Source organism: Streptomyces sp. TRD_SC_5, assembly GCF_056836825.1.
Map to the genome: position 1 here is coordinate 2,963,561 of NZ_JBWZZS010000001.1, position 26,155 is coordinate 2,989,715.

Consider the following 26,155-nt stretch of genomic DNA (forward strand, 5'->3'; position numbering starts at 1 on the left):
GATCACGGCTCACGCTCCGACGGCGGCGACGATGACGGCGGCGATCGCCAGGACGACGGAACCGGCGAGCAGTGCGCTGAGGTAGGTCTGCACATTGCCGGTCTGTGCTCGGCGGACACCTGCGCCGAGGAGGCGCGGGACGGCGCCCGCACCGCGTACGTACGTCTCGACGACCTCGCGGTCCAGGAAGCGGACCAGCTCGGCGCCTGCCAGGACGGGCCGTACGAAGAGGGTGTTGTAGACGGCGTCGAGGTGGAAGCCGACGGCGGCGTGGCGGTGCAGCGGGCCCAGCAGGAGCCGGCCGGGGTCGGCGGGGTCCGGGGCCGAGGCGATGTCGCCGTAGGCGGGGGTGTGGGTGGCGATGGCTTCCGCCTCGGAGGAGGCCGGGCTGTCCTCGGGGTGGGCGGCCACGGCGCCGATCGGGGGGCGGGCGGCCATGGCAGTGGTGTGGCGCCAGGCGCCGTAGGTGACCAGTCCGCCGACGAGGGCTACGCCGGTGCCGAGGACGGCGGTGGTGACGGTCGGGGTGAGGGCGTCGCCGTCGAACCAGTCGGCGAGATAACCGACGGTGAGGCCGAAGGCGAGGGAGGGGACGGCGAGGACCCAGAGGACCCCGTTCATGGCGAGGGGCTGCTTGCCGTGATCGGGGGCGGCGGGGCCTCGGCCGCGGAAGGCCAGCAGCCACAGGCGGGTGGCGTAGGCGGCGGTGAGGAGGGCGGTGAGCAGGCCGGCGATGAGCACGGTCCAGCCCGCGCCGGAGGGGACGCCCGTGGTGTCGCCGAGGGAGGCGTGTTCGGCGGCGACCAGGACGGCTTCCTTGGAGAAGAAGCCGGCGAAGGGCGGGATCGCGGCGAGCGCGAACAGCGCGATCGTCATCGTCCAGTACGCGTCCGGGATGCGCTTGGGCAGGCCGCTCATGCGCGACATGGCGGCGAGGGAGTTTGTCCCGGCGGCGTGGATGATCACGCCGGCGCCGAGGAAGAGGAGCGCCTTGAAGGCGCCGTGGGAGAGGAGGTGGAAGACGGCGGCGCCTCGGTCGCCGACGGCCAGGGCGCCGGTCATGTAACCGAGTTGGCCGATCGTCGAGTACGCGAGGACGCGCTTGATGTCGTCCTGGGCCAGGGCCGCGAGCGCCGAGCCGACCATCGTGACGGCGGCCATCACGGCGAGGACGGTGAGGGCTGCCGCGGAGGCGGCGAAGACGGGGAGGAGGCGGGCCACGAAGTACACACCGGCGGCGACCATCGTCGCGGCGTGGATCAGCGCGGAGACGGGCGTGGGGCCCGCCATCGCGTCGGGCAGCCAGGTGTGCAGGGGGAACTGGGCCGACTTGCCCGCCACACCGGCGAGGAGCAGCAGGGCGATGAGGGTGGGGTGGTCGAGCCCGCCGCTCGCGACGGAGCCGAGGATGCCGGTGATCCGGAACGTACCGGCGTCGGCGGCGAGTGCGAACAGGCCGAAGAGGAAGGGGACGTCGCCGAGCTTGGTGACCAGGAAGGCCTTGAGGGAGGCGGCGCGGGCTTCGGGCGTCTCCCAGTAGTGGCCGACGAGGAAGTACGAGCAGATGCCCATGATTTCCCAGCCGACCAGCAGCACCATCAGGTCGCCTGAGTAGACGACGAGCAGCATCGCGGAGGTGAAGAGGGAGATGAGGGCGGCGTAGGACGGGTAGCGCGGGTCGTCGCGCAGGTAGCCCGTCGAGTAGAGCTGCACGCAGGTGGCGACGACCCCGACCAGGACGGCGACGAGGACCGCGAAGCCGTCGAGGTGCAGGGCGAGGTCGACGGGGACCGAGCCGGTGGGGGTGAGCTGCGTCGAGGCGTCGATCGGCCCGCCGCCGCCCTGGCGTACGGCGACGACGGCGGCCAGCACGGCGGCGGCCAGGGTCGGCAGTACGGCGAGGGGCCGGACGAATCCCGGGGCGGTACGGCCGAGCAACAGGCCGGCCACGGCGCCGAGGAAGGGAAGGAGGGGGACGAGGACGGCGAGGGTCGTGGTCGTCACGCGGCGGCCTCAGCCTTCTGTGCGGCCTCTTGTGCGGCCTTCTGTGCCATGGCGGAAGCTTCGTCGTCGGCGGCCTGGCCTTCGGCGGTGTCGCGGAGCTTGTCGATGTCCGAGGTGCCGCGGTTGCGGTAGACCATCAGGACGATCGACAGGCCGATCCCGATCTCCGCCGCGGCGATGGCGATGGTGAACAGGGTGAGTGCCTGGCCGGCGTGCAGGGCGTCGCGGAGCCAGACGTCGAAGGCGACCAGGTTGAGGTTGACGGCGTTGAGCATCAGCTCGACGGACATCAGGACCAGGATCGCGTTGCGGCGCGCGAGCACTCCGTACAGACCGGTGCAGAAGAGGAGGGCGGCGAGGACGGCGGGATAAACGAGGTGCATCAGCGCTGCTCCTTGTCGCTGTCGCTCTTGCGGGAGAGGACGATCGCGCCGACGAGGGCGGCGAGCAGCAGGACCGAGAGCGCCTCGAAGGGCAGCACCCAGTGCTGGAAGAGGATCTCGCCGGTCACCTTCGTGGAGCCCTGGGACGGTCCGTCCAGGTCGATCCACTGGGTGCGGAACGCGTCCACGACCACCCACACGAGTGCGGCGGCCGCGGCGACGGCCACCGTGAGGGCGGCCCAGCGATTGCCGGAGTCGGCGTCCGGGGAGCGGCCGATGGGCGCCTTGGTCAGCATCAGCCCGAAGAGGAGGAGGACGACCACGGAACCGACGTAGATCAGGACCTGCACCCAGGCGATGAACTCGGCTGTCAGCAGGAGGTACTCGACGGCCAGTCCGCCGAGCGCGACGACCAGCCAGAGGGCGGCGTGCACCAGCTGCTTGGTCGTGACGGTGATGACGGCCGCGCCGAGGGTGGCGATGCCGACGAGGACAAAGGCGATCTCGACGCCGGTCGGCGAGAGGAAGCCCTGCTCGGCGGCCGTGGCGAGGTGGCTCAAGTGGCTCATTCGGCGGGCCCCTCTGCTTGCTGCTGAGCTGCCTGCTCCTGCGCTGCCTGCTCCTGCGCGGCGGCGAGCTTGTCGGCGGCCTTGCGGGCTGCCGCGATCTCCTTCGGCTCCTCCGCACCCGGGTCCAGCGCGGGCGGCTCGGGAACCGTCCACATCCACTCGCGGAGCTTGTCCCGCTCGTGGGTGAGCTCGTGGATGTCGGTCTCGGCGTACTCGAACTCCGGGGACCAGAAGAGCGCGTCGAAAGGACAGACCTCGATGCAGATGCCGCAGTACATGCAGAGCGAGAAGTCGATCGCGAAGCGGTCGAGGACGTTGCGGCTGCGCTCGCGGCCGCCGGGGGCGGCGGCCGGGACCGTCTCCTTGTGCGAGTCGATGTAGATGCACCAGTCGGGGCACTCGCGCGCGCAGAGCATGCAGACCGTGCAGTTCTCCTCGAACAGGCCGATGACGCCGCGCGAGCGGGGCGGCAGTTCGGGCTGGACGTCCGGGTACTGCGCGGTGACGGTCTTCTTCGTCATCGTGCGGAGCGTGACGGCCAGGCCCTTGGCGAGGCCTGCGCCTGGGATCGGAGCCATTACTGGATCGCCACCTTCACGATGCCGGTGAGCGCGATCTGCGCGAGAGCGAGCGGGATGAGTACGGTCCAGGCGAGCTTCTGGAGCTGGTCCTCGCGCAGCCGCGGGTAGGTCACGCGCAGCCAGATGATGCCGAAGGCGAGGATCGCGGTCTTGAGCAGCGTCCAGACCCAGCCGAGGCCGTCGGCGCCCCAGGGGCCGTGCCAGCCGCCGAGGAAGAGGACGGTGGTGAGGCCGCAGAGGACGACGATTCCGGCGTACTCGGCGAGCAGGAAGAGCGCGAAGCGCAAGCCTGTGTACTCGGTGTACGCGCCGAAGATGATCTCGGAGTCGGCGACCGGCATGTCGAAGGGCGGCCGCTGGAGTTCGGCGAGGCCGGCGACGAAAAACACGATCGCGCCGACGATCTGCCACGGCAGCCACCACCACTCGAAGGCGTTCAGGATGCCGGGGAGCGAGACGGTGCCGGCCGCCATCGCCACGGAGGCGGCGGTGAGCAGCATCGGCAGTTCATACGCGAGCAACTGCGCGGCGGTGCGCAGGCCACCGAGGAGGGAGAACTTGTTGGCCGAGGCCCAGCCCGCCATGAGCGAACCGAGCACCCCGACGCCCATGACCGCGAGCACGAAGAAGATGCCCGCGTCGACGACCTGACCGACCGCGCCCTCGCTCGGGCCGATCGGGATCGCGACGAGGACGAGGAGGTACGGGAGGAGGGCGACGGCGGGGGCGAGCTGGAAGATGCGGCGGTCGGCGTTGGCCGGGACGATGTCTTCCTTCTGCGCGAACTTCACGCCGTCGGCGACGAGCTGCGCCCAGCCGTGGAAGCCGCCCGCGTACATGGGGCCGAGGCGGCCCTGCATGTGGGCCATCACCTTGTGCTCGGTCTGCCCCACGACGAGCGGCAGGACCATGAACACGGCGAAGACGATGACCAGGCGGACGGCGACATCGAGTACGTCGTTCACGCGTCGTCGCTCCCTGGGTCGGAGGTGGGGCGGGGTGCGCCCTCGTCGTCGGCGGAGCCGGCGGCCGGCCGGCCGGGCTCCTTCGCGGCTGCCGCGTCGCCGCCCAAGGCTTCTTCGGCGGCTGCGTCGGCGGCTTCCGCCGCGTCGGCCTCTGTGTCCGCGGATGCGCCCGTTTTGGTGGCGGCGTCCGCGTCCGGCTGCGCCGGCGCGTCCTCGAACGCCGGGCGCGGGTTGTGCCAGGGCGCGTCAGCACTGCGTGCGGGTGCGGGCTCGGGTGCGGGTGACACAACGGCCTGGGCAGGCGGTGTTGCGCCCTCCGGCTGCGGGGACGTCTGCGCCGCCGGGGCGGGCGGAACTGCCGACGCCTCGGCTTCGCCTGCGGCGGCGGTCGAGGCGGCTGCCGCCTCCGCCGCCTGGCTCGCCGAGCCCTCGCTCACGCTGCGCGCGCGGCGCGGCGGTCGCGGGGTGGTGTCTTTCGGGGCGGGCGTTGATCCCTCCGTCGCCTGGCTCGCCGAGCCCTCGGCAACGGGGGGCGCCGGGGTGGTCGCCTCCGGGGCCTGGGTTGCCGAGCCCTCCGTGGCGCTTCGGGCCCGGCGCGGGGGGCGGTCGGGCGCGCCTGCCGCCGCACGCGGAGTGCGGGCGGGGCGGGCCGGGGCCGGCGGGAGCTGGCCCTTCTGGGGGCCCCACTCGTTCGGGTCGGGCACGCCCGGCGGCAGCATCTGGCGGCGCTTGGGGCCGCCGTGGTCCGACTCCCCCGGCTCCTTCGCGCCGGGCCAGGCCTTGGCGACCCGGGCCGCCAGGACGAAGTCCTTCCGCAGCGGGTGGCCCTCGAAGCCGTCCGGCAGGAGGAGCGGCACCAGGTTCGGGTGGCCGGTGAAGTCGACGCCGAACATCTCGTGCGTCTCGCGCTCGTGCCACTGGGCGCCCGCGTAGATGTCGACGGCGGAGGGCACGGCCGGTGCTGAGTGCGGGACCGTCGTACGGACGAGGAGGCGTCGTACCGTACGGCCTTCCAGGGCCACTACATGGGCGCAGACGCGGAAGCCCGTGCCCGGCTCGTCGACCGCGCTCAGCCAGTCGAAGTACGTGCAGCCCAGCTTGTCGCGCGCGATTTCGAGGGCCGCGATCCAGGAGCCGATCGGTACGTCGACGGTCAGCAGGTCGTAGGCGCGCTCGGCGGTCGCTTCCTCGCCGAAGATCTCGGTGACGGCGTCCGGCAGGGTGTCGTACGCCGTCGTGTGGGTCGACTCGGTCACTTCTTGGCCTCCCCCGGGGCCGGCGGCGGAGCGACAAGGCCGCTCTGCAGGGCTGCGGTGGACGGCCGCCCGTGGCCGTAGCGCTCGCTGAGCGACTCGCGGGCGATCTTCTCCTGGAGCTTCAGGATTCCCTGGAGAAGGGCCTCCGGACGAGGCGGGCAGCCCGGTACGTACACATCGACCGGGATGATCTGGTCGACGCCCTTCGTGACGGAGTACGAGTCCCAGTACGGGCCGCCGCAGTTGGAGCAGGCGCCGAAGGAGATGACGTACTTCGGCTCGGGCATCTGCTCGTACAGCCGCTTGACGGCCGGGGCCATCTTGTCCGTGACCGTGCCGGAGACGACCATCAGGTCGGCCTGGCGCGGTCCCGGCGCGAAGGGAATCACGCCGAGCCGGATGAAGTCGTGGCGCGCCATTGACGCGGCGATGAACTCGATCGCGCAGCAGGCGAGACCGAAGTTGAAGACCCACAGGCTGTAGCGGCGGCCCCAGTTGAGGACCACCTTCATCGGCTCGGGCGCGAGGCGGGCGAGAGCTCCCAGGCGCTTCGGCTCGGGGAGGTCGACAGGCGTCACGGGGGTCACGGGGGTCACGTCCATTCGAGGACGCCCTTCTTCCATGCGTACAGCAGTCCCACGGCCAGGAAGCCGAGGAAGATGAACATCTCGACCAGCGTCGTCGCACCGTATTCGGGCGCGGCGAAGACCGTCGCCCAGGGGAAGAGGAAGATCGAGTCGACGGCGAAGATCACGTACAGGAAGGCGTAGACGTAGTAGCGGACCTGGGTGTGCGCCCAGCCCTCTCCGACCGGGTCCACGCCGCATTCGTACGTCAGCAGCTTCTCCGGCGTCGGCACGACCGGCCGCAGCAGTCGCCCGGCCCCGAAGGCCACGGCGACGAAGAGGACGCCGACGACTGCGAGCAGTCCGACGACCGAGTAACTCTGGAAGTACCCGTCCGCGAGAACCGTCGGTTCCGGCACGTCCGCCCCTCTCGCTCCCTGGCTGCGTCGGCCACATCGGCCTCGTTCGACGATCTGTACGCACGGGAGTCTAGGCCCTGGTAAAGACGCGGTAAGCAGCCGTCTCACACTGGGGTGGGGTTATCCCTACTTCCGCACACCCAGTTACCCCATGGCATCCGTCGTCGGGGCCCGGCAGGCTGAGCGTCATGACTGCCGGCGCCAGCGACCACCTCCCAGATTACGACCGGTCCGGCCGCGCCGAGCCCCGGCTCCGGCTCGTCCGCTTCCGGTACGGGTCCGACACCTGGAAGGAGATCGCGCACCTCCTCCTCGATCTGCCGATGGCTCTCCTCGGCTTTGTGTTCACCGTGGTGGTTCTCCTCCTCGGGTGCGGACTCTCGGTCACGGTGATCGGGCTGCCACTGGTGGCGGCGGGGCTGCTGGGGGCGCGCGGGCTCGGCACGGTCGAGCGGGCTCGTGCGCGTGCGCTGCTCGGTGTGTACGTCGACGAGCCCAGCCCGGCGGCCGCGGGACGGCGGCCGGGCGGGTTCTTCCCGTGGCTGTGGGCTGCTCTGAAGGATCCGGTGGGCTGGCGGACGGCGCTGTACGCGTTCATCCGGCTGCCCTGGGGCGTGCTGACCTTCGCGGTGACGCTGGCTGGGCTCTTCGTCTTGTGGCCCGTACTTCCGCTTCTCGCGCGAGCGATGGCCAACGCCGACCGGGCGATGGTCCGCGGCCTGCTTTGTCCCTCCGACGAGCTGGAGCGGCGGATCGCCGAGCTGGAGTCGGACCGGGGCGTCGTCGTCGACACCGCGGCCGCCGACCTCCGACGTATCGAACGCGATCTGCACGACGGGGCGCAGGCCAGGCTCGTCGCGCTGGCCATGGGGCTCGGCATGGCGAAGGAGAAGCTGACCGGCGACTTCAAGGACCCGGCCGCCGCGGCGGCGATGGTCGACGAGGCGCACGGCGAGGTGAAGCTGGCGTTGCAGGAGCTGCGGGATCTGGCGCGCGGCATCCACCCCGCCGTGTTGACGGACCGGGGCCTGGACGCGGCACTGTCGTCGATCGCGTCGCGCTGCACGGCTCCGGTGCGGGTGGCCGTCGATCTGGCGGCGCGTCCGGCGGAGGCCATCGAGGGCATCGCGTACTTCACCGTCTCCGAGCTGCTGCAGAACGTCAGCAAGCACAGCGGGGCGCGGTCCGCTTCCGTGGATGTGTGGCGCAGCGGGGAACGGCTGCTGGTCCAGGTGCGGGACGACGGGCGCGGCGGGGCGCGGCTGGACGGCGGGACGGGCATGGCGGGGCTGGCGGACCGGCTCGGCGCGGTGGACGGGCTGTTCGCTCTCGACTCCCCGGCGGGCGGGCCGACCACGGTGACGGCCGAGCTGCCGTGGCGCGACCGCGACCGCGACGGCGCGGCCGGGGCGGGTGCGTCCAAGCCCGGTCCTGCCGAGCCCGGCCCGCCCAAGGGTGCGGTCAGGTACAGGAGCGGGGTGGGGAAAACCCCCGGTCAGAAACGGTGACCGGCCTCATGGTCCCCCCTCGTCCGCCCCGGCATTCTTGAATCACACACCGCCACTCATCAGCACCACCAGCAGAAACGGACGGCAGCGATGGCCACGGAGTACGCACCGCAGACCCGCGACCAGTGGGAGTCCGGGGGCAGCCCCCCGAGGAGGCACATCCTTCCGCCGGCGCTGCGCGCGCCGGTCGAGGCCCGGACCTGGCGCGAGTTCGGTTACCTGATGCTCAGCCTGCCGGTCAGCGTGCTGCTCTTCGTCTTCGCGGTGACCATGACGTCGCTCGGGATGGGTCTGCTGATCACCTTCCTGGGCGTACCGGTCCTGGCGGCGGGCCTGGCCGGCTGCCGCGGCTTCGGGGTGATGGAACGGGCCCGCGCCAGGGGGCTGCTCAAGCTGGACGTGGGGGAGCCGGCGCCCGTGCGGCCCAAACCGGGCGGCGGGCCGATGTCGTGGATGGGCGCGATGCTCAAGAGCGGGGCGTCCTGGCGTCATCTGCTGTACGCCGTGCTGCATCTGCCGTGGGCGGTGTTCGCCTTCACCGTGTCGCTGGTCCTCTGGTCGTACGGCTGGGCCATGCTCACGTATCCGCTGTGGCAGTGGGTGTTCCCGGAGTACTTGGAGATGGACGGCCTCCAGCTGTACGGCGACAGCACGCGCAACGTCTACCTCGACACCCCCGTCGAACTGGCCGCCACCAGCGCGTTCGGCCTGCTCCTCACCCTCGCCACCCCCTGGGTCATACGCGGCCTGGTGACCGTGGACCGGGTGATGGTGGCCGGGTTGCTCGGCCCGTCCCGGCTCGCCACCCGCGTGTCGGAGCTGGAGTCGGACCGGGGCGTCGTCGTCGACACGGCGGCCGCCGACCTGCGGCGCATCGAGCGCGATCTGCACGACGGCGCGCAGGCCAGGCTCGTCGCCCTGGCGATGGATCTGGGCCTGGCCAAGGAGAAGCTGACGCAGGACCCGGAGGCGGCGGCGCGCATGGTGGACGAGGCGCACGGCGAGGTGAAGATCGCGCTTCAGGAGCTGCGGGACCTGGCCCGGGGCATTCACCCGGCCGTCCTGACCGACCGCGGTCTGGACGCTGCCCTCTCCGCGGTGGCCTCCCGGTGCACGGTGCCGGTGCAGGTCGAGGTGGACCTTCCGGCGCGGCCGGCCCCGGCCATCGAGGGCATCGCGTACTTCACCGTCTCCGAGCTCCTCCAGAACGTCAGCAAGCACGCACGGGCGTCCCGGGCCACGGTCGACGTGTGGCAGACGGCGGGCCGGCTGATGCTCCAGGTGAGCGACAACGGGCAGGGCGGCGCGGGCACGACGACCGGCTCGGGTCTGGCCGGGCTCGCCGAGCGGCTGGACGCGGTCGACGGAATCCTCGTCGTCGACTCGCCGGCCGGCGGGCCCACCACGGTCACGGCGGAGCTGCCCTGGCGGGGCTGACCGAGCGGCGGCCGGCCACCCGCTGCCGGCCGCCCGCCACCCCACCGCCCGCTCCCCCACTCCCCCGCTCACCCCGAGTCGTACGCCACTATTCCCCGCACCTGGGCGCGCGTCGGCCCGGAGACTGGGATGCTGGGGCCCTGCGTTCGATGGAGCGGGGAGCATCAATTGCTGGGGGGCTACAGGGCCGTGGGAGACAGAGTGCGGGTCGTCATCGCCGAGGATTCAGTGCTGCTTCGGGAGGGCCTGACCCGGCTTCTGACCGATCTCGGGCACGATGTCGTGGCGGGCGTCGGGGACGCGGAAGCGCTGATCAAGACAGTGGGGGACCTGGCGTCCCAGGGCGAGCTGCCGGACGTGGTGGTCGCGGACGTACGAATGCCGCCGACCCACACCGACGAGGGCGTGCGGGCGGCGGTACGGCTGCGCAAGGACTACCCGGGAATCGGCGTCCTGGTGCTCTCGCAGTACGTCGAGGAGCAGTACGCGACGGAGCTGCTGGCCGGGTCGAGCCGGGGCGTCGGCTATCTGCTCAAGGACCGGGTGGCGGAAGTACGCGAATTCGTGGACGCCGTAGTCCGGGTGGCCCAGGGCGGGACGGCGCTCGACCCCGAGGTCGTGGCGCAGCTGCTGGGCCGCAGCCGCAAGCAGGACGTGCTGGCCGGGCTGACGCCCCGCGAGCGTGAGGTCCTGGGACTGATGGCGGAGGGCCGGACGAACTCGGCGGTCGCCAAGCAACTGGTGGTGAGCGACGGCGCGGTCGAGAAGCACGTCAGCAACATCTTCCTTAAGCTCGGACTCTCGCCGAGTGACGGGGATCACCGTCGGGTGCTCGCGGTGTTGACCTATCTGAAGACCTAGGCACCTGGACCTGGGACCTACCGGAAACGAGTCGGAGTGCAGCCCGGATGTAGTGCGGGATGACAGTCCTAGAACCGAAGGATGAGTACGGAGCGTCTTCGAGCAAAGCGCCGGGGGGCGAATGAACCATGCCGAAACAGCGCAATAGAGCGTCTCAAAACGTTGTCCAGTATGTGATAGACCCAGGGAAGGGCACCCTTACCGACGTAGGGTGGGCCCTGGGGCCACCGGCTGGCCGGCCGGCCCCGAGCAGCCGCCTCGAGGGAGGTCCAGTTCAGTGACCAGCCAGGTCAGTAGCCCGGCCGAGAAGGCCGACGGATCCGATGGTGCCGACGGAGCGAATGACACCGTCGTGGGGGAACAGCGCAGCATTCCCACCCGGAACGTGTCCGGCAAAGAAGTGCCCGAGAAAGAGATCCGCCGTCTGGACCGGGTGATCATTCGTTTCGCGGGCGATTCCGGCGACGGAATGCAGCTCACGGGCGACCGTTTCACTTCGGAGACGGCGACCTTCGGAAACGATCTGTCGACGCTGCCGAACTTTCCCGCCGAGATCCGGGCGCCGGCCGGCACGCTGCCGGGCGTGTCCAGCTTCCAGCTGCACTTCGCCGACCACGACATCCTGACGCCGGGCGACGCGCCGAACGTCCTGGTGGCCATGAACCCGGCCGCGCTGAAGGCGAACATCGCGGACGTGCCGCGCGGCGCGGACATCATCGTCAACACCGACGAGTTCACCAAGCGCCCGATGGCCAAGGTCGGCTACGAGACGTCTCCGCTGGAGGACGGATCTCTGGAGGCGTACAACGTCCATCCGGTGCCGCTGACCACCATGACGATCGAGGCGCTCAAGGACTTCGGCCTGTCCCGGAAGGAGGCCGAGCGGTCCAAGAACATGTTCGCGCTGGGCCTGCTGTCGTGGATGTACCACCGGCCGACCGAGGGCACCGAGACGTTCCTGCGGGCCAAGTTCGCCAAGAAGCCGCAGATCGCCGAGGCGAACGTGGCGGCGTTCCGGGCCGGCTGGAACTTCGGCGAGACCACCGAGGACTTCGCGGTCTCCTACGAGGTCGCCCCGGCGACCAAGGCGTTCCCCCCGGGTACGTACCGCAACATCTCCGGGAACCTGGCCCTGTCGTACGGGCTGATCGCCGCCGGTCAGCAGGCGGACCTGCCGCTGTATCTGGGCTCGTACCCGATCACTCCGGCCTCCGACATCCTGCACGAGCTCAGCAAGCACAAGAACTTCGGTGTGCGGACCTTCCAGGCCGAGGACGAGATCGCGGCCATCGGCGCGGCGCTCGGTGCCGCCTTCGGCGGGCAGCTCGCGGTGACCACCACCTCGGGGCCGGGTGTGGCGCTGAAGTCGGAGACCATCGGTCTGGCGGTGTCGCTGGAGCTGCCGCTGCTCGTGGTGGCCATCCAGCGCGGCGGCCCCTCGACCGGTCTGCCGACCAAGACCGAGCAGGCCGACCTGCTCCAGGCGATGTACGGGCGCAACGGCGAGGCCCCGGTGCCGATCGTGGCGCCGAGGACGCCGGCCGACTGCTTCGACGCGGCCATGGACGCGGCGCGGATCGCGCTGGCCTACCGGACGCCGGTGTTCCTGCTGTCCGACGGCTACCTCGCCAACGGCAGCGAGCCGTGGCGGATCCCGGAGATCGACGAGCTCCCGGACCTGCGCGTGCAGTTCGCGACCGGCCCGAATCACACGCTCGCCGACGGCACCGAGGTCTTCTGGCCGTACAAGCGCGACCCGCAGACCCTCGCCCGTCCGTGGGCGGTGCCCGGCACCCCGGGTCTGGAGCACCGTATCGGCGGCATCGAGAAGCAGGACGGCACGGGCAACATCTCGTACGACCCGGCCAACCACGACTTCATGGTCCGCACCCGCCAGGCCAAGATCGACGGCATCGAGGTCCCGGACCTGGAGGTCGACGACCCGGACAACGCCCGGACGCTGGTGCTGGGCTGGGGCTCGACGTACGGACCGATCACGGCAGCCGTACGCCGCCTCCGCGCGGCCCGGACGCCCATCGCGCAGGCCCATCTGCGCCATCTCAACCCGTTCCCCCAAAATCTCGGTGAGGTTCTGGCGCGTTACGAGAAGGTGGTCGTGCCCGAGATGAACCTCGGGCAGCTGGCCACCCTGCTCAGGGCCAAGTATCTGGTCGACGCCCACTCGTACAACCAGGTCAACGGCATGCCGTTCAAGGCCGAGCAGCTCGCCACGGCTCTCAAGGAGGCCAACGATGCCTAAGGCGAACGAGACGCTTTCGCTGGTGCCCAAGGCCGAGGCCAAGCAATCCATGAAGGACTTCAAGTCCGATCAGGAAGTGCGCTGGTGCCCCGGTTGCGGCGACTACGCGGTCCTCGCCGCCGTGCAGGGCTTCATGCCCGAGCTCGGGCTGGCGAAGGAGAACATCGTCTTCGTGTCCGGGATCGGCTGCTCGTCCCGCTTCCCGTACTACATGAACACCTACGGGATGCACTCGATCCACGGCCGCGCGCCGGCGATCGCGACCGGACTCGCCTCCTCGCGCCGCGACTTGAGCGTGTGGGTGGTCACCGGTGACGGCGACGCGCTGTCCATCGGCGGCAACCACCTGATCCACGCGCTGCGGCGCAACGTCAACCTGAAGATCCTGCTCTTCAACAACCGGATCTACGGGCTGACCAAGGGCCAGTACAGCCCGACCTCCGAGGTCGGCAAGATCACCAAGTCGACGCCGATGGGCTCGCTCGACGCGCCCTTCAATCCGGTGTCGCTGGCGATCGGCGCGGAGGCGAGCTTCGTCGCCCGTACGGTCGACTCCGACCGCAAGCACCTCACCGAGGTCCTGCGGCAGGCCGCCGACCACCCCGGCACCGCCCTGGTGGAGATCTACCAGAACTGCAACATCTTCAACGACGGCGCGTTCGAGGTCCTCAAGGACAAGCAGCAGGCCGAGGAGGCCGTGATCCGCCTCGAGCACGGGCAGCCGATCCGCTTCGGGACCGAAGGCTCGAAGGGCGTCGTACGGGACACGGCCACCGGCGATCTCAAGGTGGTGACCGTCACCGAGGACAACCAGTCGCAGATCCTCGTCCACGACGCGCACGCGGCCTCGCCCACGACGGCGTTCGCCCTCTCACGCCTCGCCGACCCCGACACACTGCACCACACCCCCATCGGAGTGCTGCGCAGCGTCGACCGTCCCGTCTACGACACCCTCATGGCCGACCAGCTCGACACCGCCATCGAGCAGAACGGCAAGGGCGACCTGAGCGCGCTGCTCGCCGGCAACGACACCTGGACCGTCGTCGGCTGAGTCCTTTCCTGGACGCGAAGAGGGGCGCCCGGTCCTGGACCGGGCGCCCCTCTTCGCGTCCGCACCACCGACTGTCATGACCGTCACGCAATACGGGCATGACAAGCACGCCGGGTCGGCGTTACCTTCAGCAGATTGTTGTGCGCGCGTCGGGAGGGCCAGTGAAGTCGGTCAACGAACAGCGGTCAGGGCTGCTGTACGGCATCGGCGCCTACGGGATGTGGGGGCTCGTCCCCCTGTTCTGGCCGCTCCTCAAGCCCGCCGGCGCGATGGAGATCCTGGCGCACCGGATGGTCTGGTCCCTCGCCGTCGTCGGCGTCGCGCTGGTGGTGGTACGCCGGTGGGCCTGGCTCGGGGAGCTGGTCCGCCAGCCGCGCAGGCTGGGCCTGATAGCCGTCGCCGCGACCGTGATCACCGTCAACTGGGGCCTCTACATCTGGGCCGTCAACAACGGCCACGTCGTCGAGGCCTCGCTCGGCTACTTCATCAATCCGCTGGTCACCATCGCCATGGGCGTCCTGCTGCTGAAGGAACGGCTGCGGCCGGCGCAATGGGCGGCGGTCGGAGTCGGCTTCGCGGCGGTGCTCGTGCTGGCCGTCGGGTACGGGCAGCCGCCGTGGATCTCGCTGGTCCTGGCGTTCTCGTTCGCGACGTACGGCCTGGTCAAGAAGAAGGTCAATCTGGGGGGCGTGGAGTCGCTGGCCGCCGAGACGGCGATCCAGTTCCTGCCGGCGCTGGGCTACCTGCTGTGGATCGGGTCGCACGGCGACGCCACCTTCGGTGCGCAGGGGGCGGGCCATGCGGCGCTGCTCGCCGCGACCGGCATCGTGACCGCCGCGCCGCTGGTGTGCTTCGGTGCGGCGGCGATACGGGTGCCGTTGTCGACGCTGGGGCTGTTGCAGTACCTGGCGCCGGTCTTCCAGTTCGGCCTCGGCGTCGTGTACTTCCACGAGGCGATGCCGCCGGAGCGCTGGGCCGGCTTCTCGCTGGTCTGGGCGGCGCTGGCCCTGCTGACGTGGGACGCGCTGCGGGCGGCTCGGCGGGGGCGGGTGGAGGCGGTGCGGCTGGCGGCGGTTGCCGCGGGTGCGGCGGGTGCGGCTTCGAGTGCGGGTGGCGTCGCGCCCGCAGCTGCGGGTGGCACGCCCGGCCCTGCGCCGGCGGCGGCTGAGCCCACGTCGGCGTCCAAGTCCGCGCCGTAGGGCGGGCGTGCCCTGCGGGGCTGTTCCCCTACCCGCCCCTTCCCGACTGTGACGTTTGCGGCTCCCCCGCCCGGGGGCAAGCCCCGGACCCCTGACGCCGTTCGGGCGTGTCCTCAAACGCCGGACGGGCTGGATGCGCCGGGCGGGGCTTGAGGAGCGGAGTCTGGGGCAGCGCCCGACCCGCCTACCCCACCGGCACCGAACCCGGACGAGCCGCAGTGGGCTCCGTGGCGCCCGGTGCGTCGGCCACCCGCGTCCGCCCGCCCCGCAGACCGAACGCCGTGATCGCCGCGCCCGCGACCACCATCACCGCCGGCACCACCAGCGCGGCACGGAACGCGCTGAGCGTCGATTCCGGGGAGCCGTCGCCGTTCGCCGCTGTCAGGCCGTACACCGCCGTCACGGCGGAGATGCCGACCGCCGAGCCGAACTGGGTCGCGGTCGCGAGCAGCCCGCCCGCCAGCCCCTGCTCCTTCTCGTCGATGCCGTCCGTCGCGGCGATCGTGAGCGGCCCGTACGCCAGGGCGAACGCCGTACCGGTCAGGAACAGCGTCGGCAGCATCGCGGCGTACGACCAGTCCAGACCCACCGGCAGGAACAGCACGTACGACACGATCGCCAGCACGAAGCCGCCGAAGATCACCCGCGCGTTGCCGAACCGGTTGACCAGGCGCGGGGTCAGCGTCGGCGCCAGCACCGCGTCAATGCCCATGATCACCAGGGCCAGCGCGGTCTCCAGCGACGACCAGCCGCGCAGTTCCTGCAGGTAGAGCGTGACCATGAACTGGAAACCGAAGAAAGAGCCGACGAAAAGCAGCGCTCCCAGATCGGCGCGGACCATCGACGCCTTGCGCAGGATGCCGAGCCGTACGAGCGGGGCGGGCGAGCGGCGCTCGACCGTCACGAACACCGCCGCGAAGAGCAGCCCGGCGGCCACCACCGCCGCCGTGAGCTGCCAGCCGTCGAAGCCGTGCTCCAGCCGTACGATCCCGTACGCCAGCAGCAGCATCGCCCCGGCGGCCGTCGCCGCACCGGCGAGGTCGAACGAGCCGCCCCGGCGGGCCGGCCGCGCCTCCGCCGGCAGCAGCCGCAGCGCCGCGAGCAGGATGAGCCCGCCCAGCAGCACCGGAGCGAAGAACACCCACCGCCAGCCGAGCTGGGTCAGCAGCCCGCCGATGACCAGGCCGAGTGAGAAGCCGCCCGCGGCCGTGCCGGCGAAGACGAGCAGGGCCTTGTTGCGCTGCGGGCCCTCCTCGTACGACGTGGTGATGATCGACATCGCGGCCGGCGTCATGAACGCCGCTGCCACACCCGTCACGAAGCGGGCGACGATCAACATCCAGCCCTCGGTCGCGAACCCGCCCAGCATGGAGAAACCGAGGAAGACCGCGAGCCAGGTCAGGAACATCCGCCGCCTGCCGAGCAGGTCCGCCGCGCGGCCGCCGAGCAGGGTGAAGCCGGCGTACCCGAGGACGTACGCGCTCATCACCCAGGCCGCGGTGCCCGTCGGCAGCTCCAGGTCGGATCTGATGGACGGCACGGCCACCGACAGCATGGCCACGTCGATGCCTTCGAGGAAGATGGTGCCGCAGAGTACGAGCAGCAGCGCCCAGGCGCGTCGAGTCATGGCTTATGGCCTTTCACATCAGGTCAGTTACCGGGATGCCGGTCGGTTCCCTCTTGTAACCACTGGCATCCTGCGGCAGCATCACGACCTATGGAAGAAGGCACTTTGAGGTCACCGAGTAACTGCGAAGTCACCGACTCCCAGGGGGCGTACGGAGACACCGACCCCTTCCAGTGGGACACGCGCGAGGACTGCGAGGTCCGCCAGATCCTCGACCGCGTCGCCGACAAGTGGTCGCTGCTGGTCATCGCGCTGCTCGACAGCCACGTGCTGCGCTTCACCGAGCTGCGGCGCAAGATCGACGGCATCAGTCAGCGGATGCTGACGGTGACTTTGCGTCAGCTGGAGCGCGACGGGCTCGTCAAGCGGACCGTCCATCCGGTGGTGCCGCCACGCGTGGAGTACGAACTCACGCCGCTCGGGGCGACGTTGCACACGACGATCCGCTCACTCGTCACATGGACCGAGAAGCACCAGAACGAGATCGCGGCAGCGCGCGCCGACTACGACGCCCGTACGGCGGCCGAAGGGGAAGCCACGCCCGCCATCCCCGCCGCCCGCTGACTCGGTTTCACCGGGCACTGACCACGGCTCGGTCGCCGCCTGTCAGCCGTCCCCCAGGGCGGTGGCGACCGCGTCCATCACCGTCCGCCAGTGCGCGCGCCTTGCCTCGCGCTCCTCGGCGTCGGCCAGATGCTCCTGATGGAAGTGGAGTACGGCCTTCTCGGCGCTCCCCGCGGAGGCGGAGACCGCGACCTGCACGGTCGTGGTCCCGTAGGTGAGGCGGATACGGTCGCCCGGCCGGTAGCTGCGCACCTCGCCCGTGATGCCGTCGGCCGTACGGTACGAAGCACCCTTCTCGGGGGCCGGCTCCGCGCCCGCGCCGAGCCAGAGCGCGAAGCCCTCGGGGCTCGCGATGAACTCCCATACGGCGGCGGGCGGGTGGGGCAGCGTCCTGGAAACTCCGATCTCCCAGCCCGAGTCCTGAGTGAGTCCAGTGGGCATGAGCCTTCCTCCTTCGTCCCCGTTCCCGTTCTCGTTCCCGTTCCCGGCCTGGCGGGCCCGGTGGGCGCGCGCCTTGCTCCGGTTGCCGCAGCGTTCCATCGCGCACCAGCGGCGACGGCCGGGGCGCGAGGTGTCGACGAACAGCAGGTAGCAGTCGTGCGAGCCGCACTCGCGGATGCGGTGGGCGTACGGCCCGGTGAACAGGTCGATCGCGTCGCGGGCCACCGTCGACAGCAGCTGAGCCCCGGTGGCGCCCGGCGCCCACGCGCGTACGGCGCTCACACCCGTACCTATGTCGATACGGGTGACCAGCGGCTCCCGCGCCGCTCGCTCGTTGACCACGTCGAGGTCGGAGGCGGCCAGGGCGCGGCCGTGGGCCCGGTCGGCCGCGAGCCGGTGCAGCGCGTCGCGCAGGGTGCGCGCGTCCGACAGCTCGCTCGCGCTCACGGCCGGGCCGAGACCGGCCGGCAGCCGGCTCCGCTCCGCCCAGCGCACCAGATCGGCGGGCTCGTGCAGCACCTCGTAGCGGGCGAGCAGCCCGGGGCCGCCGGTCGTCAGCAGCTCAAGGCACAGGGCGCCCGGGTCGAAGAGGTACGGACGGCCCTCCGGCGTACGCAGGGTCAGGCCGGGCGATTCCGTTGCGAGCTGCATCACGTAACCACTATAACTGGTTACCATGACACTGCACTGGAAGCTTGTCGTCGACGCCAACGACCCACACCCCCAGGCCGACTTCTGGGCCGCCACCCTCGGCTACGAGGTGGAGGACAACAGCGCCCTCATCGAGCGCCTCATCGGCTTCGGCGCCGCACCTCCGGAGTTGACCGTGGAGTCCCACGGTCGCCGGGCATGGCGGGATCTGGTCGCCGTCCGGCATCCGGACGATCCGTACGACAAGGACACGGGGACGGGGCTCGGCCGCCGGATCCTCTTCCAGCGCGTACCGGAGACGAAGACGGTCAAGAACCGGCTGCACATCGACGTGCACAGCGAGCCGGGGACGCGGGAGGCCGAGGTCGTCCGCCTGGAGGCACTGGGCGCGGCCGTCGCCCACCGCGTCAAGGAGCCCGGCGGGGAGTGGGTGGTCATGACCGACCCCGAGGGCAACGAGTTCTGCGTCCAGTGAGGTCTGCGTCCACACGGCCACGCGCGGCGGGCTCGCCCGCCGCGCGTGGCCGTCCGGCATCCGAACACCGCTGACCGGTTTCCGCTCTTGACGCAGAGTCAAGCTCTCGCTGAACATTCAGCACGCACAGCTCACGCACAGCCCATGAACCAACAGCGCCACCAGCTCCAACGCCCCGCGCCGTCACCTGCGACACGGGGCGTCCCGCACGTTCCGTCTGTCCCCGTACGGAATCCGGAGCCCCCACATGAACCTCTCCAGCCTCTCTGGCATATCCACTCCCAGACGCACGGCCGCCGCAGCCGTCGCCCTCGCCCTCACCGGCCTGGTCGCCGCCACCGCGCCCACCGCGTCCGCCGCCCCGACCGCCCCCGCCGCCCCGGCAGCCGCGCTCGCCGCCCCCGACATACCCCTCGCCAACGTCAAGGCGCACCTCACCCAGCTCCAGTCGATAGCCAACTCCAACGGCGGCAACCGCGCGCACGGCCGCCCCGGTTACAAGGCCTCCATCGACTACCTGAAGGCCAAGCTGGACGGCGCCGGATTCACCACCTCCGTCACGACGTTCACCTCCAGCGGCGCGACCGGCTACAACCTGATCGCCGACTGGCCGGGCGGCGACGCGAACCAGATCCTGATGGCCGGCGCACACCTCGACTCCGTCTCCTCGGGCGCCGGCATCAACGACAACGGGTCGGGGTCGGCCGCCGTCCTGGAGACCGCGCTCGCCGTCTCCCGCGCCCAGCTCAAGCCCACAAAGCATCTGCGGTTCGGCTGGTGGGGCGCGGAGGAGCTCGGGCTCGTCGGCTCGAAGGCGTACGTCAACAGCCTTCCCAGCACCGAGCGTTCGAAGTTCTCCGGCTACCTCAACTTCGACATGATCGGCTCGCCGAATCCCGGCTACTTCGTCTACGACGACGACCCGGCCATCGAGAAGACCTTCAAGGACTACTACGCGGGCCTGGGCGTACCGACGGAGATAGAGACCGAGGGCGACGGCCGCTCCGACCACGCGAGCTTCAAGAACGTGGGCATACCGGTCGGCGGCCTGTTCACCGGCGCCAGCCGTACGAAGTCGAGCGCCCAGGCCCAGAAGTGGGGCGGCACGGCGGGCACCGCCTTCGACCGCTGCTACCACTCGTCCTGCGACACGACGGCGAACATCAACGACACCGCCCTGGACCGCAACAGCGACGCGATCGCCCACGCCGTCTGGACGCTGGGCAGCGGGCCGGTCGTCCCGCCCGGCGACGCGTACGAGAACACCGCCGATGTCGCCGTCCCGGACAACGGCGCGGCTGTCACCTCCTCCGTCACCGTCTCGGGCCGTACGGGCAACGCCCCGGCAGCGCTCAAGGTGGGCGTGGACATCAGGCACACCTGGCGCGGTGACCTGGTCGTCGACGTGCTCGCGCCCGACGGGACGGCGTACCGGCTGAAGAACTCCAGCAGCAGCGACTCGGCCGACAACGTGATCGCCACCTACACGGTGGACGCGTCGAGCGAGGCGGCGAACGGCACCTGGAAGCTCAGGGTCCAGGACATCGCGGCGCAGGACACCGGCTACATCAACAGCTGGAAGCTCACCTTCTGATCCAGCTCTCTTCCTGTACGGCCCGGCCCCGGCGGGGGCCGGGCCGTCTCAGGCCGCTCACGCCTCTCAGGCCGTGATGTCCTTCGTCGTGAAGCGCGCCCAGGCCGCGGAGCCGAACACCGCCGCGTACAGCGCCTGAAGCCCGAGATTGTCCAGCACCTCGTCCCAGTACACCGGCTCGCGGAGCACGTCCGCGAAGGACAGCCAGTAGTGCGGGAAGAGGTAGGGGTGGATCGCGTCCAGCTGCGGGATGGTGTCCAGGATCTGCACCGTGATCAGCAGTCCGACCGTCGCCGCCATCGCCGCGATGCCACTGTTGGTGAGGGTCGAGACGAACAGTCCGATCGCCGCGAGCCCGACCAGCGAGGCCGCCACGATCACCGCGATCAGCAAGGCCCGTACCAGCCCTTCCCCGAAGCCGATCCGCGTACCGGAGATCGTCGTGACTTCGCCCAGGGGGAAGAGCAAGGCCCCGGTGACCAGCGCGGACACGGCCACGACCAGCGTCGCGACCAGGCAGAAGACCATGGTGGTCGCGTACTTGGCGAGCAGCAGCCGGGTACGTCCGGCCGGCGCGACCAGCAGATAGCGCAGCGTGCCGGCGTTCGCCTCGCCCGCCACCGCGTCGCCCGCGACGACGCCGACGGCCATCGGCAGGAAGACCGGCAGCGTCGCGGCGAGCGCCGCGAAGACGAGAAAGAGACCATTGTTGGTGATCTGCGCGAGGAAGGCCGGGCCCGCGCCGCCGCCTTCACCGCCGCCGCCACCGACCGGCGAACCGTTGCCCGTCTCGATCTTCACGGCGATGCCGATGAGTACGGGTACGGCGGCCAGCACCGCCAGCAGCGCGAGCGTGCGCCAGCGCCGGAAGGTGGTGGTCAGCTCGGACCGGAAGAGGCCGAGGGTCCACAGCGGGCTGCGGGCCCGCACGCCCGCCTTCGGCCGGACCGTCGTTTCAGCCCGCGACATCGAAGCCCTCCCCCGTCAGCGCCACGAACGCGTCCTCCAGCGAGGCCCGTTCGACGCCGAAGGACCTCACCCGTACATCGGCCCGCACGAGCGCGGTGTTGAGGTCCGCCAGGTCCACGTCCCCCGGCGGCAGCTCTCCGGTCACCCGGCCGCCCTCTGCGACCGTCAGGTCGGTGACGCCCAGCTCCTTGAGCACCCGCGCCGCGTCCGCCGCGTCCGGGGTGGTGACGGCGAGCCGCCCGCGCGCACCGGCCGCCAGTTCCGCGACCGGGCCCTGGACGATGAGCCGGCCCTGGGCCATCACGGCCGCGTGCGTGCACACCTGTTCGATCTCGTCGAGCAGGTGTGAGGAGAGAAAGACAGTCGTGCCGTCCGCCGCCAGCTCCCGTACCAGCGAGCGGATCTCGCGCATGCCCTGCGGGTCGAGACCGTTCGTCGGCTCGTCGAGTACGAGCAGCTTGCGCGGCTGCAGCAGCGCGGACGCGAGCCCGAGCCGCTGCTTCATACCCAGCGAGTACGTCTTGGCCTTCTTGCCGGCCGCCGCCGTGAGGCCCACCCGGCCGAGCGCCTCCGTGACCCGCGCCCGGCGGGTGCGCGGGTCGGCCGCCGGGTCGGCCGAGTCGTAACGGATCAGGTTGTCGCGGCCCGACAGGAACCCGTACAGCGCGGGCCCCTCGATGAGCGCGCCCACCTGGGGGAGCACGGTACGGGCGGCGCGCGGTACGGGGTGGCCGAGCAGCGTCGCCGTACCGGACGTCGGCTCGATCAGCCCCATCAGCATCCGGATGCTGGTCGTCTTCCCCGAGCCGTTGGGCCCCAGGAAGCCGAAGACGCTGCCGACGGGCACACTGAGATCGAGCCCGTCGACGGCGAGCTGCCCGCCGCGGAAACGCTTCGTGAGCCCCCGTGTGTCGATCACGGCCTCACTGGTCACGGCGGACAACTCTTCCATTCCCGCTCTGCCTACTTGGCCGCGTTGGCGGCCTGGACCAGTGCGTCCTTGGTGACCGCGCCGACGTACACCTTGCCGTCGTCCGTCATCAGGGCGTTGACGAGACGGGTCTTGAAGACCGTGCCCGACCCGAACTCGCCGGACACCTTGTCGCCCAGCGCGTTCATGAACTGCTCGGCCTCCGGGGGCACGTCGCCCTTCTCGGGCGCCTTGAAGCCGGCCTCGCCGCCGGGGGACGAGATCTCGGCGACCGAGGTCCAGCCCTTGCCGATGACGTTGAGCCCCTCGAAGTCCTTCAGGTCCTCCTCGCCCTTGAAGTCCTTCTCGAAGTCCTTGCCGAAGTCCTTCTTGAAGTCCTTCTCCTGGGCCTTCGGCTCGTCGGCCTCGGTCACCTTCGCGCCCTTGGGCGGGCTGAACTTGAAGGTGTCCGCGGACGGCTTCGCGAAGTCGACCTTCGTGAAGCCCGCGTCGATCGCGGCCTTGCCGCCGCTGCTCGGCGTGAGCGTGAACTTGAGCGGTACGCCGTTCTCGGCGTCGACCGCGACCCTGATGGACCCGATCGTCGAACCGGACTGCTTGGGCTTGATGAGCAGCTGGTACGCGTCCCGGCCCGCGACCTGCGCCGTACCGTCGACGGTCACCGATGTGGTGTCGTCCGCGGCCTTCAGCGCTTCCTCCGCCAGACCCTTAGGGGTCGTCGGGACGCCTTCAGGCATCTTCTCGTGCTTGCCGGAGTGCTTGCCCGAATCCTTGCCCGAATCCTTGGCGTCGGCAGGGGCCTCCGCGTGGAAGGCCTCGTTCGAGGAGCTGTCGTACGCCCAGACCTCGCCGGCGTTGTGGATCAGGCTGTACTCCGCCGCGTCACCCAGGATCGACACACGCTGCTTGTCCGGGCCGTCGGCCGCGACCCGCAGGGTGTGCGTACCGGAGGCGAGTTCCATCAGCTTGGCCTGCGGGTCGGCCGACGAGCCCTCGCCGCCGCCCTCGCCCTTGGGCGCGAGACTGCCCGCGATACCGCCGAGCGAGGGAATGCCCAGGTCGGTGTTGATCTTCACGGTGCCGGAGAGCTGCTGCGTGTCCGACGCCGCGATCTTCTCGATCAGCTGCTGAGCAGTGATCTTCGGCAGGTCGGGGTCGCCGGAGTCGGCGAGCGCCGGGACGAGCCCGATGGTCGCCGCCGCCACCCCCGCCACCGCGACCGGGACGATGTAGCGCGCGGCCTTGCGGCGGCCCGCGGCGAAGTCCCTGCCCTCGGTGGTCTGTGCGCTGTCGTTCGGTGCCATGTGTGCCCTACCTCCGTGGTTGGCGGCCGTCGTCCAGTTGCACTCGTCCACTCCGCGCCGCCATTCTCACCCGAATTGGTGGGGAGTGGTGGTTCCAATCTGACCAAAACGGCGGGCAGGAAGCGTCAGCCCCCGGGATCAACTCCATGTACTGCTCGGGGATGACACACGGCGTCGGCGCCTCCCCCGCCAGAGAGCGAAGACGCCGATTGCCCCTTGCATGCAGTTGTCGCTACCGCTGGATGAAGACGTAGTCCGCCCGGTACGGAACGCTCACCAGGGTGCCCGCCTCGCAGCTGCCGGCCGGCGCCACGCCGCCCACCGTGTTCAGCCGCATGATCTCGGTGGTCCGCGCGAGCAGCCCGTGCTTCTTGCCGGACTGCTCGGCCCGCAGGTCGAGTTCCGGGATGTTGTCGGCGCCGTTCGGGCTCTTGCCGATGAGCGAGCCGGTGACCGCGCTGCGGTCGTAAGCGACCCACTGCGGCGTACCGGAGTTCGGCCGTACGAAGGAGTGAGCGATGCCGCCGGCGAGTACGGCCCGTACGTCACGCTGCTGGAACGAACGCCTGCCGTCCGTCCCCTCCTTGCACTCGTAGATCTGCTCGCCCTTGACGACCGGCGCCTGGAAGCTGCTCAGCGCGCGGTCGAAGTCGAAGCCGTTGGTGACCTTGTGGAACTGGCCGCGCACCGCGCCGCCGGGGAACTCGGCGGTGTGCAGGTTGGCGTAGAAGCCCGTCGGGTCCGACGTGAACGCCTTGAGTACCGCCGCGTCCGCGTCCGGAACCTCGACCGAGCCGGTCGCCGTCCGCGCCTTGCCCTTGCCGCCGCTCTTGCCGAGCTGCCCGGTGAAGTCCACCTTCATGCCGCCGTTGACGCCCTTGGCGCCCTGGTGGATGTGGAGCGCGGTCGGCTTGTCGGTGCCGCGCCACTTCACGGCGAACGACACGGTGCGGCCCTCGACCCTGACGAACTCCAGCGCGGCGCCGTCCTGGTCACCGGCGGCGGGCCCGCCCTCGACCGGTACCTCGTTCGCACCGTTCAGGCCGGCCACGAAGAATGACGAACTCTTGCTGTCGGCAGCGGACGGACCTGCGGCTCGCGCGACACCCGCCGCTGCCGCGACCGCGGTGATGCCGATGGCGATGACGACGACGCTCTTACGACCGCGAATGCTCGTAATACCGCTCATCCCCGGAATCTCCCCGTTTCAGAGCCGTCGCCCCCTGCGTCGGCTTCCGGGCATGAATACGGAGCGGATCCGGGTCGGAACTCAATGCGACAATGTGACCTGAGTCACACTCCCCGCACTATCCCGCGCGGTGCACCACCGCGTCGCACAGCTCCTCCAGAGCCGACTTCGCGTAGCACTCGGGCAGCGGCGCCAGGGAGGCCCTGGCCTCCTCCGCGTACCGGATGGTGTCGCGCCGCGCCTGCTCCAGGGCCGGGTGCGCGCGCAGCCGGCGCAGTACCTCGGCGAGCCGGTCGTCGTCCGTGAGGTCCCCGTCCAACAGCTCGCACAGCTCGACGTCTTCCGGCCGCCCGTGCTCGGCGGCCTGCGCACGCAGCAGCAGCACCGGCAGCGTGGGAATGCCCTCGCGCAGGTCCGTGCCGGGCGTCTTGCCGGACTCGTGGCTGTCGCTGGCGATGTCGAGTACGTCGTCGGCCAGCTGGAAGGCGGTGCCGAGGCGCTCGCCGTACTGGGTGAGGATGTCGACGACCCGCTCGTCGGCGCCCGACATCATCGCGCCGAAGCGCCCCGAGACGGCGATCAGCGAGCCGGTCTTGCCCGCGATGACGTCCAGGTAGTGCCCCACGGGCTCCTGGCCCTCGCGCGGACCGGCCGTCTCCAGGATCTGGCCGGTGACGAGACGTTCGAAGGCCTCCGCCTGGATCCGTACGGCCTCGGGCCCGAGATCCGCCAGGATGTGCGAAGCGCGCGCGAAGAGGAAGTCGCCGGTGAGGACCGCGACCGAGTTGCCCCAGCGGGTATTGGCGCTGGCGACCCCGCGGCGTACATCCGCCTCGTCCATCACGTCGTCGTGGTACAGCGTCGCCAGATGCGTCAGCTCGACGACCACGGCGGAGGGCACGATGCCCGGCGCGTGGGGGTCACCGAACTGCGCGGCCAGCATGACCAGCAGCGGCCGGAACCGCTTGCCTCCGGCCCGGACCAGGTGCTGGGCGGCCTCCGTGATGAAGGGAACCTCGCTCTTGGTAGCGTCGAGAAGCCCTTCCTCGACCGCTGCCAATCCGGTCTGGACATCGGTCTCAAGAGCCTGGTCCCGCACGCTCAGTCCGAACGGCCCGACGACGGTCACGAGGGTCACTCCTGTCTGCTGACGATCACACGGATTGTCGATGTGTCGCTGTCTTCACTCAAGTCAGCGTATCCGGTCGCCTTTCGATCACAGTGAGCGCCTTCCCGTCGCCCCGAGCACAGTCCGATGGGCACCGGTATGTTCTATCTCACCTGATACGAGCAGGAGTAGGCCCTTTGTCCCGCACCGTCTCCGACCCCCAGCCCGACGGGCCCGACCGGC

The 26,155-nt window shown here is 70.5% G+C and carries 24 protein-coding genes and 1 pseudogene; 9 read left to right on the forward strand and 16 right to left on the reverse strand.

The genetic code is table 11. The features are described 5' to 3' along the window. Window positions 1–9: 9 nt before the first annotated feature. From AC1P0E_RS13675 to AC1P0E_RS13710, 8 genes are read right to left on the reverse strand one after another with little or no spacing between them, the layout of a single operon-like run. Complete coding sequence (locus tag AC1P0E_RS13675; RefSeq protein ID WP_482742432.1) at window positions 10–2,004, reverse strand: NADH-quinone oxidoreductase subunit 5 family protein; 1,995 nt, start codon at window positions 2,002–2,004, stop codon at window positions 10–12. Further along, window positions 2,001–2,387 (reverse strand): NADH-quinone oxidoreductase subunit NuoK, encoded by a 387-nt coding sequence (nuoK, locus tag AC1P0E_RS13680; RefSeq protein WP_482742433.1) that lies wholly within the window; start codon window positions 2,385–2,387, stop codon window positions 2,001–2,003. The genes AC1P0E_RS13675 and nuoK overlap by 4 nt, the downstream gene beginning before the upstream one ends. Next, window positions 2,387–2,956 carry an NADH-quinone oxidoreductase subunit J family protein gene (locus AC1P0E_RS13685; protein ID WP_482742434.1) on the reverse strand — a complete coding sequence of 190 codons (570 nt, stop codon included), beginning with the start codon at window positions 2,954–2,956 and terminating at the stop codon, window positions 2,387–2,389. The genes nuoK and AC1P0E_RS13685 overlap by 1 nt, the downstream gene beginning before the upstream one ends. Further along, the gene (locus AC1P0E_RS13690; RefSeq protein ID WP_482742435.1) at window positions 2,953–3,534 is read right to left on the reverse strand and encodes a NuoI/complex I 23 kDa subunit family protein; all 582 of its coding nucleotides are present in this window, start codon (window positions 3,532–3,534) and stop codon (window positions 2,953–2,955) included. The genes AC1P0E_RS13685 and AC1P0E_RS13690 overlap by 4 nt, the downstream gene beginning before the upstream one ends. Next, a complete protein-coding gene (locus tag AC1P0E_RS13695) occupies window positions 3,534–4,502 on the reverse strand; it encodes a complex I subunit 1/NuoH family protein (RefSeq protein ID WP_482742436.1) in 969 nt (322 codons plus the stop codon). Before AC1P0E_RS13695 ends, AC1P0E_RS13690 begins: the two co-directional genes overlap by 1 nt. Continuing rightward, a complete protein-coding gene (locus tag AC1P0E_RS13700; RefSeq protein ID WP_482742437.1) occupies window positions 4,499–5,758 on the reverse strand; it encodes an NADH-quinone oxidoreductase subunit C in 1,260 nt (419 codons plus the stop codon). Before AC1P0E_RS13700 ends, AC1P0E_RS13695 begins: the two co-directional genes overlap by 4 nt. Next, window positions 5,755–6,360 (reverse strand): NADH-quinone oxidoreductase subunit B, encoded by a 606-nt coding sequence (locus AC1P0E_RS13705; RefSeq protein ID WP_482742438.1) that lies wholly within the window; start codon window positions 6,358–6,360, stop codon window positions 5,755–5,757. Before AC1P0E_RS13705 ends, AC1P0E_RS13700 begins: the two co-directional genes overlap by 4 nt. Next, window positions 6,351–6,743: an NADH-quinone oxidoreductase subunit A gene (locus AC1P0E_RS13710; RefSeq protein WP_093799593.1), complete on the reverse strand. Its 393-nt coding sequence runs from the start codon at window positions 6,741–6,743 to the stop codon at window positions 6,351–6,353. Before AC1P0E_RS13710 ends, AC1P0E_RS13705 begins: the two co-directional genes overlap by 10 nt. Window positions 6,744–6,931: 188 nt before the next feature. Between AC1P0E_RS13710 and AC1P0E_RS13715 the strand changes: the two genes are divergently transcribed. From AC1P0E_RS13715 to rarD, 6 genes are all read left to right on the forward strand, one after another. Further along, on the forward strand, window positions 6,932–8,251 hold the full coding sequence (locus AC1P0E_RS13715) for a sensor histidine kinase (protein WP_482742439.1): 1,320 nt from the start codon (window positions 6,932–6,934) through the stop codon (window positions 8,249–8,251). 90 nt (window positions 8,252–8,341) lie between these two features. After that, the gene (locus tag AC1P0E_RS13720; RefSeq protein WP_482742440.1) at window positions 8,342–9,688 is read left to right on the forward strand and encodes a sensor histidine kinase; all 1,347 of its coding nucleotides are present in this window, start codon (window positions 8,342–8,344) and stop codon (window positions 9,686–9,688) included. 201 nt (window positions 9,689–9,889) lie between these two features. Next, window positions 9,890–10,549, forward strand: coding sequence for a LuxR C-terminal-related transcriptional regulator (locus AC1P0E_RS13725; protein WP_482745749.1), 660 nt, complete (start codon window positions 9,890–9,892; stop codon window positions 10,547–10,549). Window positions 10,550–10,826: 277 nt separating this feature from the next. Then, entirely contained in the window at window positions 10,827–12,809 is a 1,983-nt protein-coding gene (locus AC1P0E_RS13730; protein WP_482742441.1) for a 2-oxoacid:acceptor oxidoreductase subunit alpha, read from the forward strand. Then, the gene (locus AC1P0E_RS13735) at window positions 12,802–13,860 is read left to right on the forward strand and encodes a 2-oxoacid:ferredoxin oxidoreductase subunit beta (protein ID WP_482742442.1); all 1,059 of its coding nucleotides are present in this window, start codon (window positions 12,802–12,804) and stop codon (window positions 13,858–13,860) included. The genes AC1P0E_RS13730 and AC1P0E_RS13735 overlap by 8 nt, the downstream gene beginning before the upstream one ends. Before the next feature lie 161 nt (window positions 13,861–14,021). Next, window positions 14,022–15,059 carry an EamA family transporter RarD gene (gene rarD / locus AC1P0E_RS13740; protein ID WP_482742443.1) on the forward strand — a complete coding sequence of 346 codons (1,038 nt, stop codon included), beginning with the start codon at window positions 14,022–14,024 and terminating at the stop codon, window positions 15,057–15,059. A 184-nt stretch (window positions 15,060–15,243) separates the two neighbouring features. Here the strand turns inward: rarD and AC1P0E_RS13745 are convergent, their stop codons facing one another. Then, window positions 15,244–16,686, reverse strand: coding sequence for an MFS transporter (locus tag AC1P0E_RS13745; protein ID WP_482742444.1), 1,443 nt, complete (start codon window positions 16,684–16,686; stop codon window positions 15,244–15,246). A gap of 90 nt (window positions 16,687–16,776) precedes the next feature. On the opposite strand from AC1P0E_RS13745, the gene AC1P0E_RS13750 reads away from it, so the two are divergent. Further along, complete coding sequence (locus tag AC1P0E_RS13750; protein WP_482742445.1) at window positions 16,777–17,250, forward strand: winged helix-turn-helix transcriptional regulator; 474 nt, start codon at window positions 16,777–16,779, stop codon at window positions 17,248–17,250. A 42-nt stretch (window positions 17,251–17,292) separates the two neighbouring features. Here the strand turns inward: AC1P0E_RS13750 and AC1P0E_RS13755 are convergent, their stop codons facing one another. Then, window positions 17,293–17,691, reverse strand: coding sequence for an SRPBCC family protein (locus AC1P0E_RS13755; protein ID WP_482745750.1), 399 nt, complete (start codon window positions 17,689–17,691; stop codon window positions 17,293–17,295). A gap of 45 nt (window positions 17,692–17,736) precedes the next feature. Next, window positions 17,737–18,342: pseudogene (locus tag AC1P0E_RS13760) on the reverse strand (CGNR zinc finger domain-containing protein); the annotation flags it as partial. Window positions 18,343–18,367: 25 nt separating this feature from the next. On the opposite strand from AC1P0E_RS13760, the gene AC1P0E_RS13765 reads away from it, so the two are divergent. Continuing rightward, a complete protein-coding gene (locus tag AC1P0E_RS13765; protein ID WP_482742446.1) occupies window positions 18,368–18,817 on the forward strand; it encodes a VOC family protein in 450 nt (149 codons plus the stop codon). A gap of 247 nt (window positions 18,818–19,064) precedes the next feature. Beyond that, complete coding sequence (locus AC1P0E_RS13770; protein ID WP_482742447.1) at window positions 19,065–20,411, forward strand: M28 family metallopeptidase; 1,347 nt, start codon at window positions 19,065–19,067, stop codon at window positions 20,409–20,411. A 66-nt stretch (window positions 20,412–20,477) separates the two neighbouring features. On the opposite strand, the gene AC1P0E_RS13775 is transcribed toward AC1P0E_RS13770, so the two are convergent. The 5 genes from AC1P0E_RS13775 to AC1P0E_RS13795 all read right to left on the reverse strand — a co-directional run bounded on the left by AC1P0E_RS13775 (window position 20,478) and on the right by AC1P0E_RS13795 (window position 25,933). Continuing rightward, complete coding sequence (locus tag AC1P0E_RS13775) at window positions 20,478–21,380, reverse strand: ABC transporter permease (RefSeq protein ID WP_482742448.1); 903 nt, start codon at window positions 21,378–21,380, stop codon at window positions 20,478–20,480. Then, on the reverse strand, window positions 21,367–22,332 hold the full coding sequence (locus AC1P0E_RS13780; protein ID WP_482742449.1) for an ABC transporter ATP-binding protein: 966 nt from the start codon (window positions 22,330–22,332) through the stop codon (window positions 21,367–21,369). Before AC1P0E_RS13780 ends, AC1P0E_RS13775 begins: the two co-directional genes overlap by 14 nt. Before the next feature lie 11 nt (window positions 22,333–22,343). After that, a complete protein-coding gene (locus AC1P0E_RS13785; protein WP_482742450.1) occupies window positions 22,344–23,615 on the reverse strand; it encodes a LolA family protein in 1,272 nt (423 codons plus the stop codon). Between the two features lie 232 nt (window positions 23,616–23,847). Beyond that, window positions 23,848–24,804, reverse strand: a complete 957-nt coding sequence (locus tag AC1P0E_RS13790; RefSeq protein WP_482742451.1) for a CHRD domain-containing protein — start codon at window positions 24,802–24,804, stop codon at window positions 23,848–23,850. 118 nt (window positions 24,805–24,922) lie between these two features. Beyond that, window positions 24,923–25,933, reverse strand: a complete 1,011-nt coding sequence (locus tag AC1P0E_RS13795) for a polyprenyl synthetase family protein (RefSeq protein ID WP_482742452.1) — start codon at window positions 25,931–25,933, stop codon at window positions 24,923–24,925. Window positions 25,934–26,155: the final 222 nt, after the last annotated feature.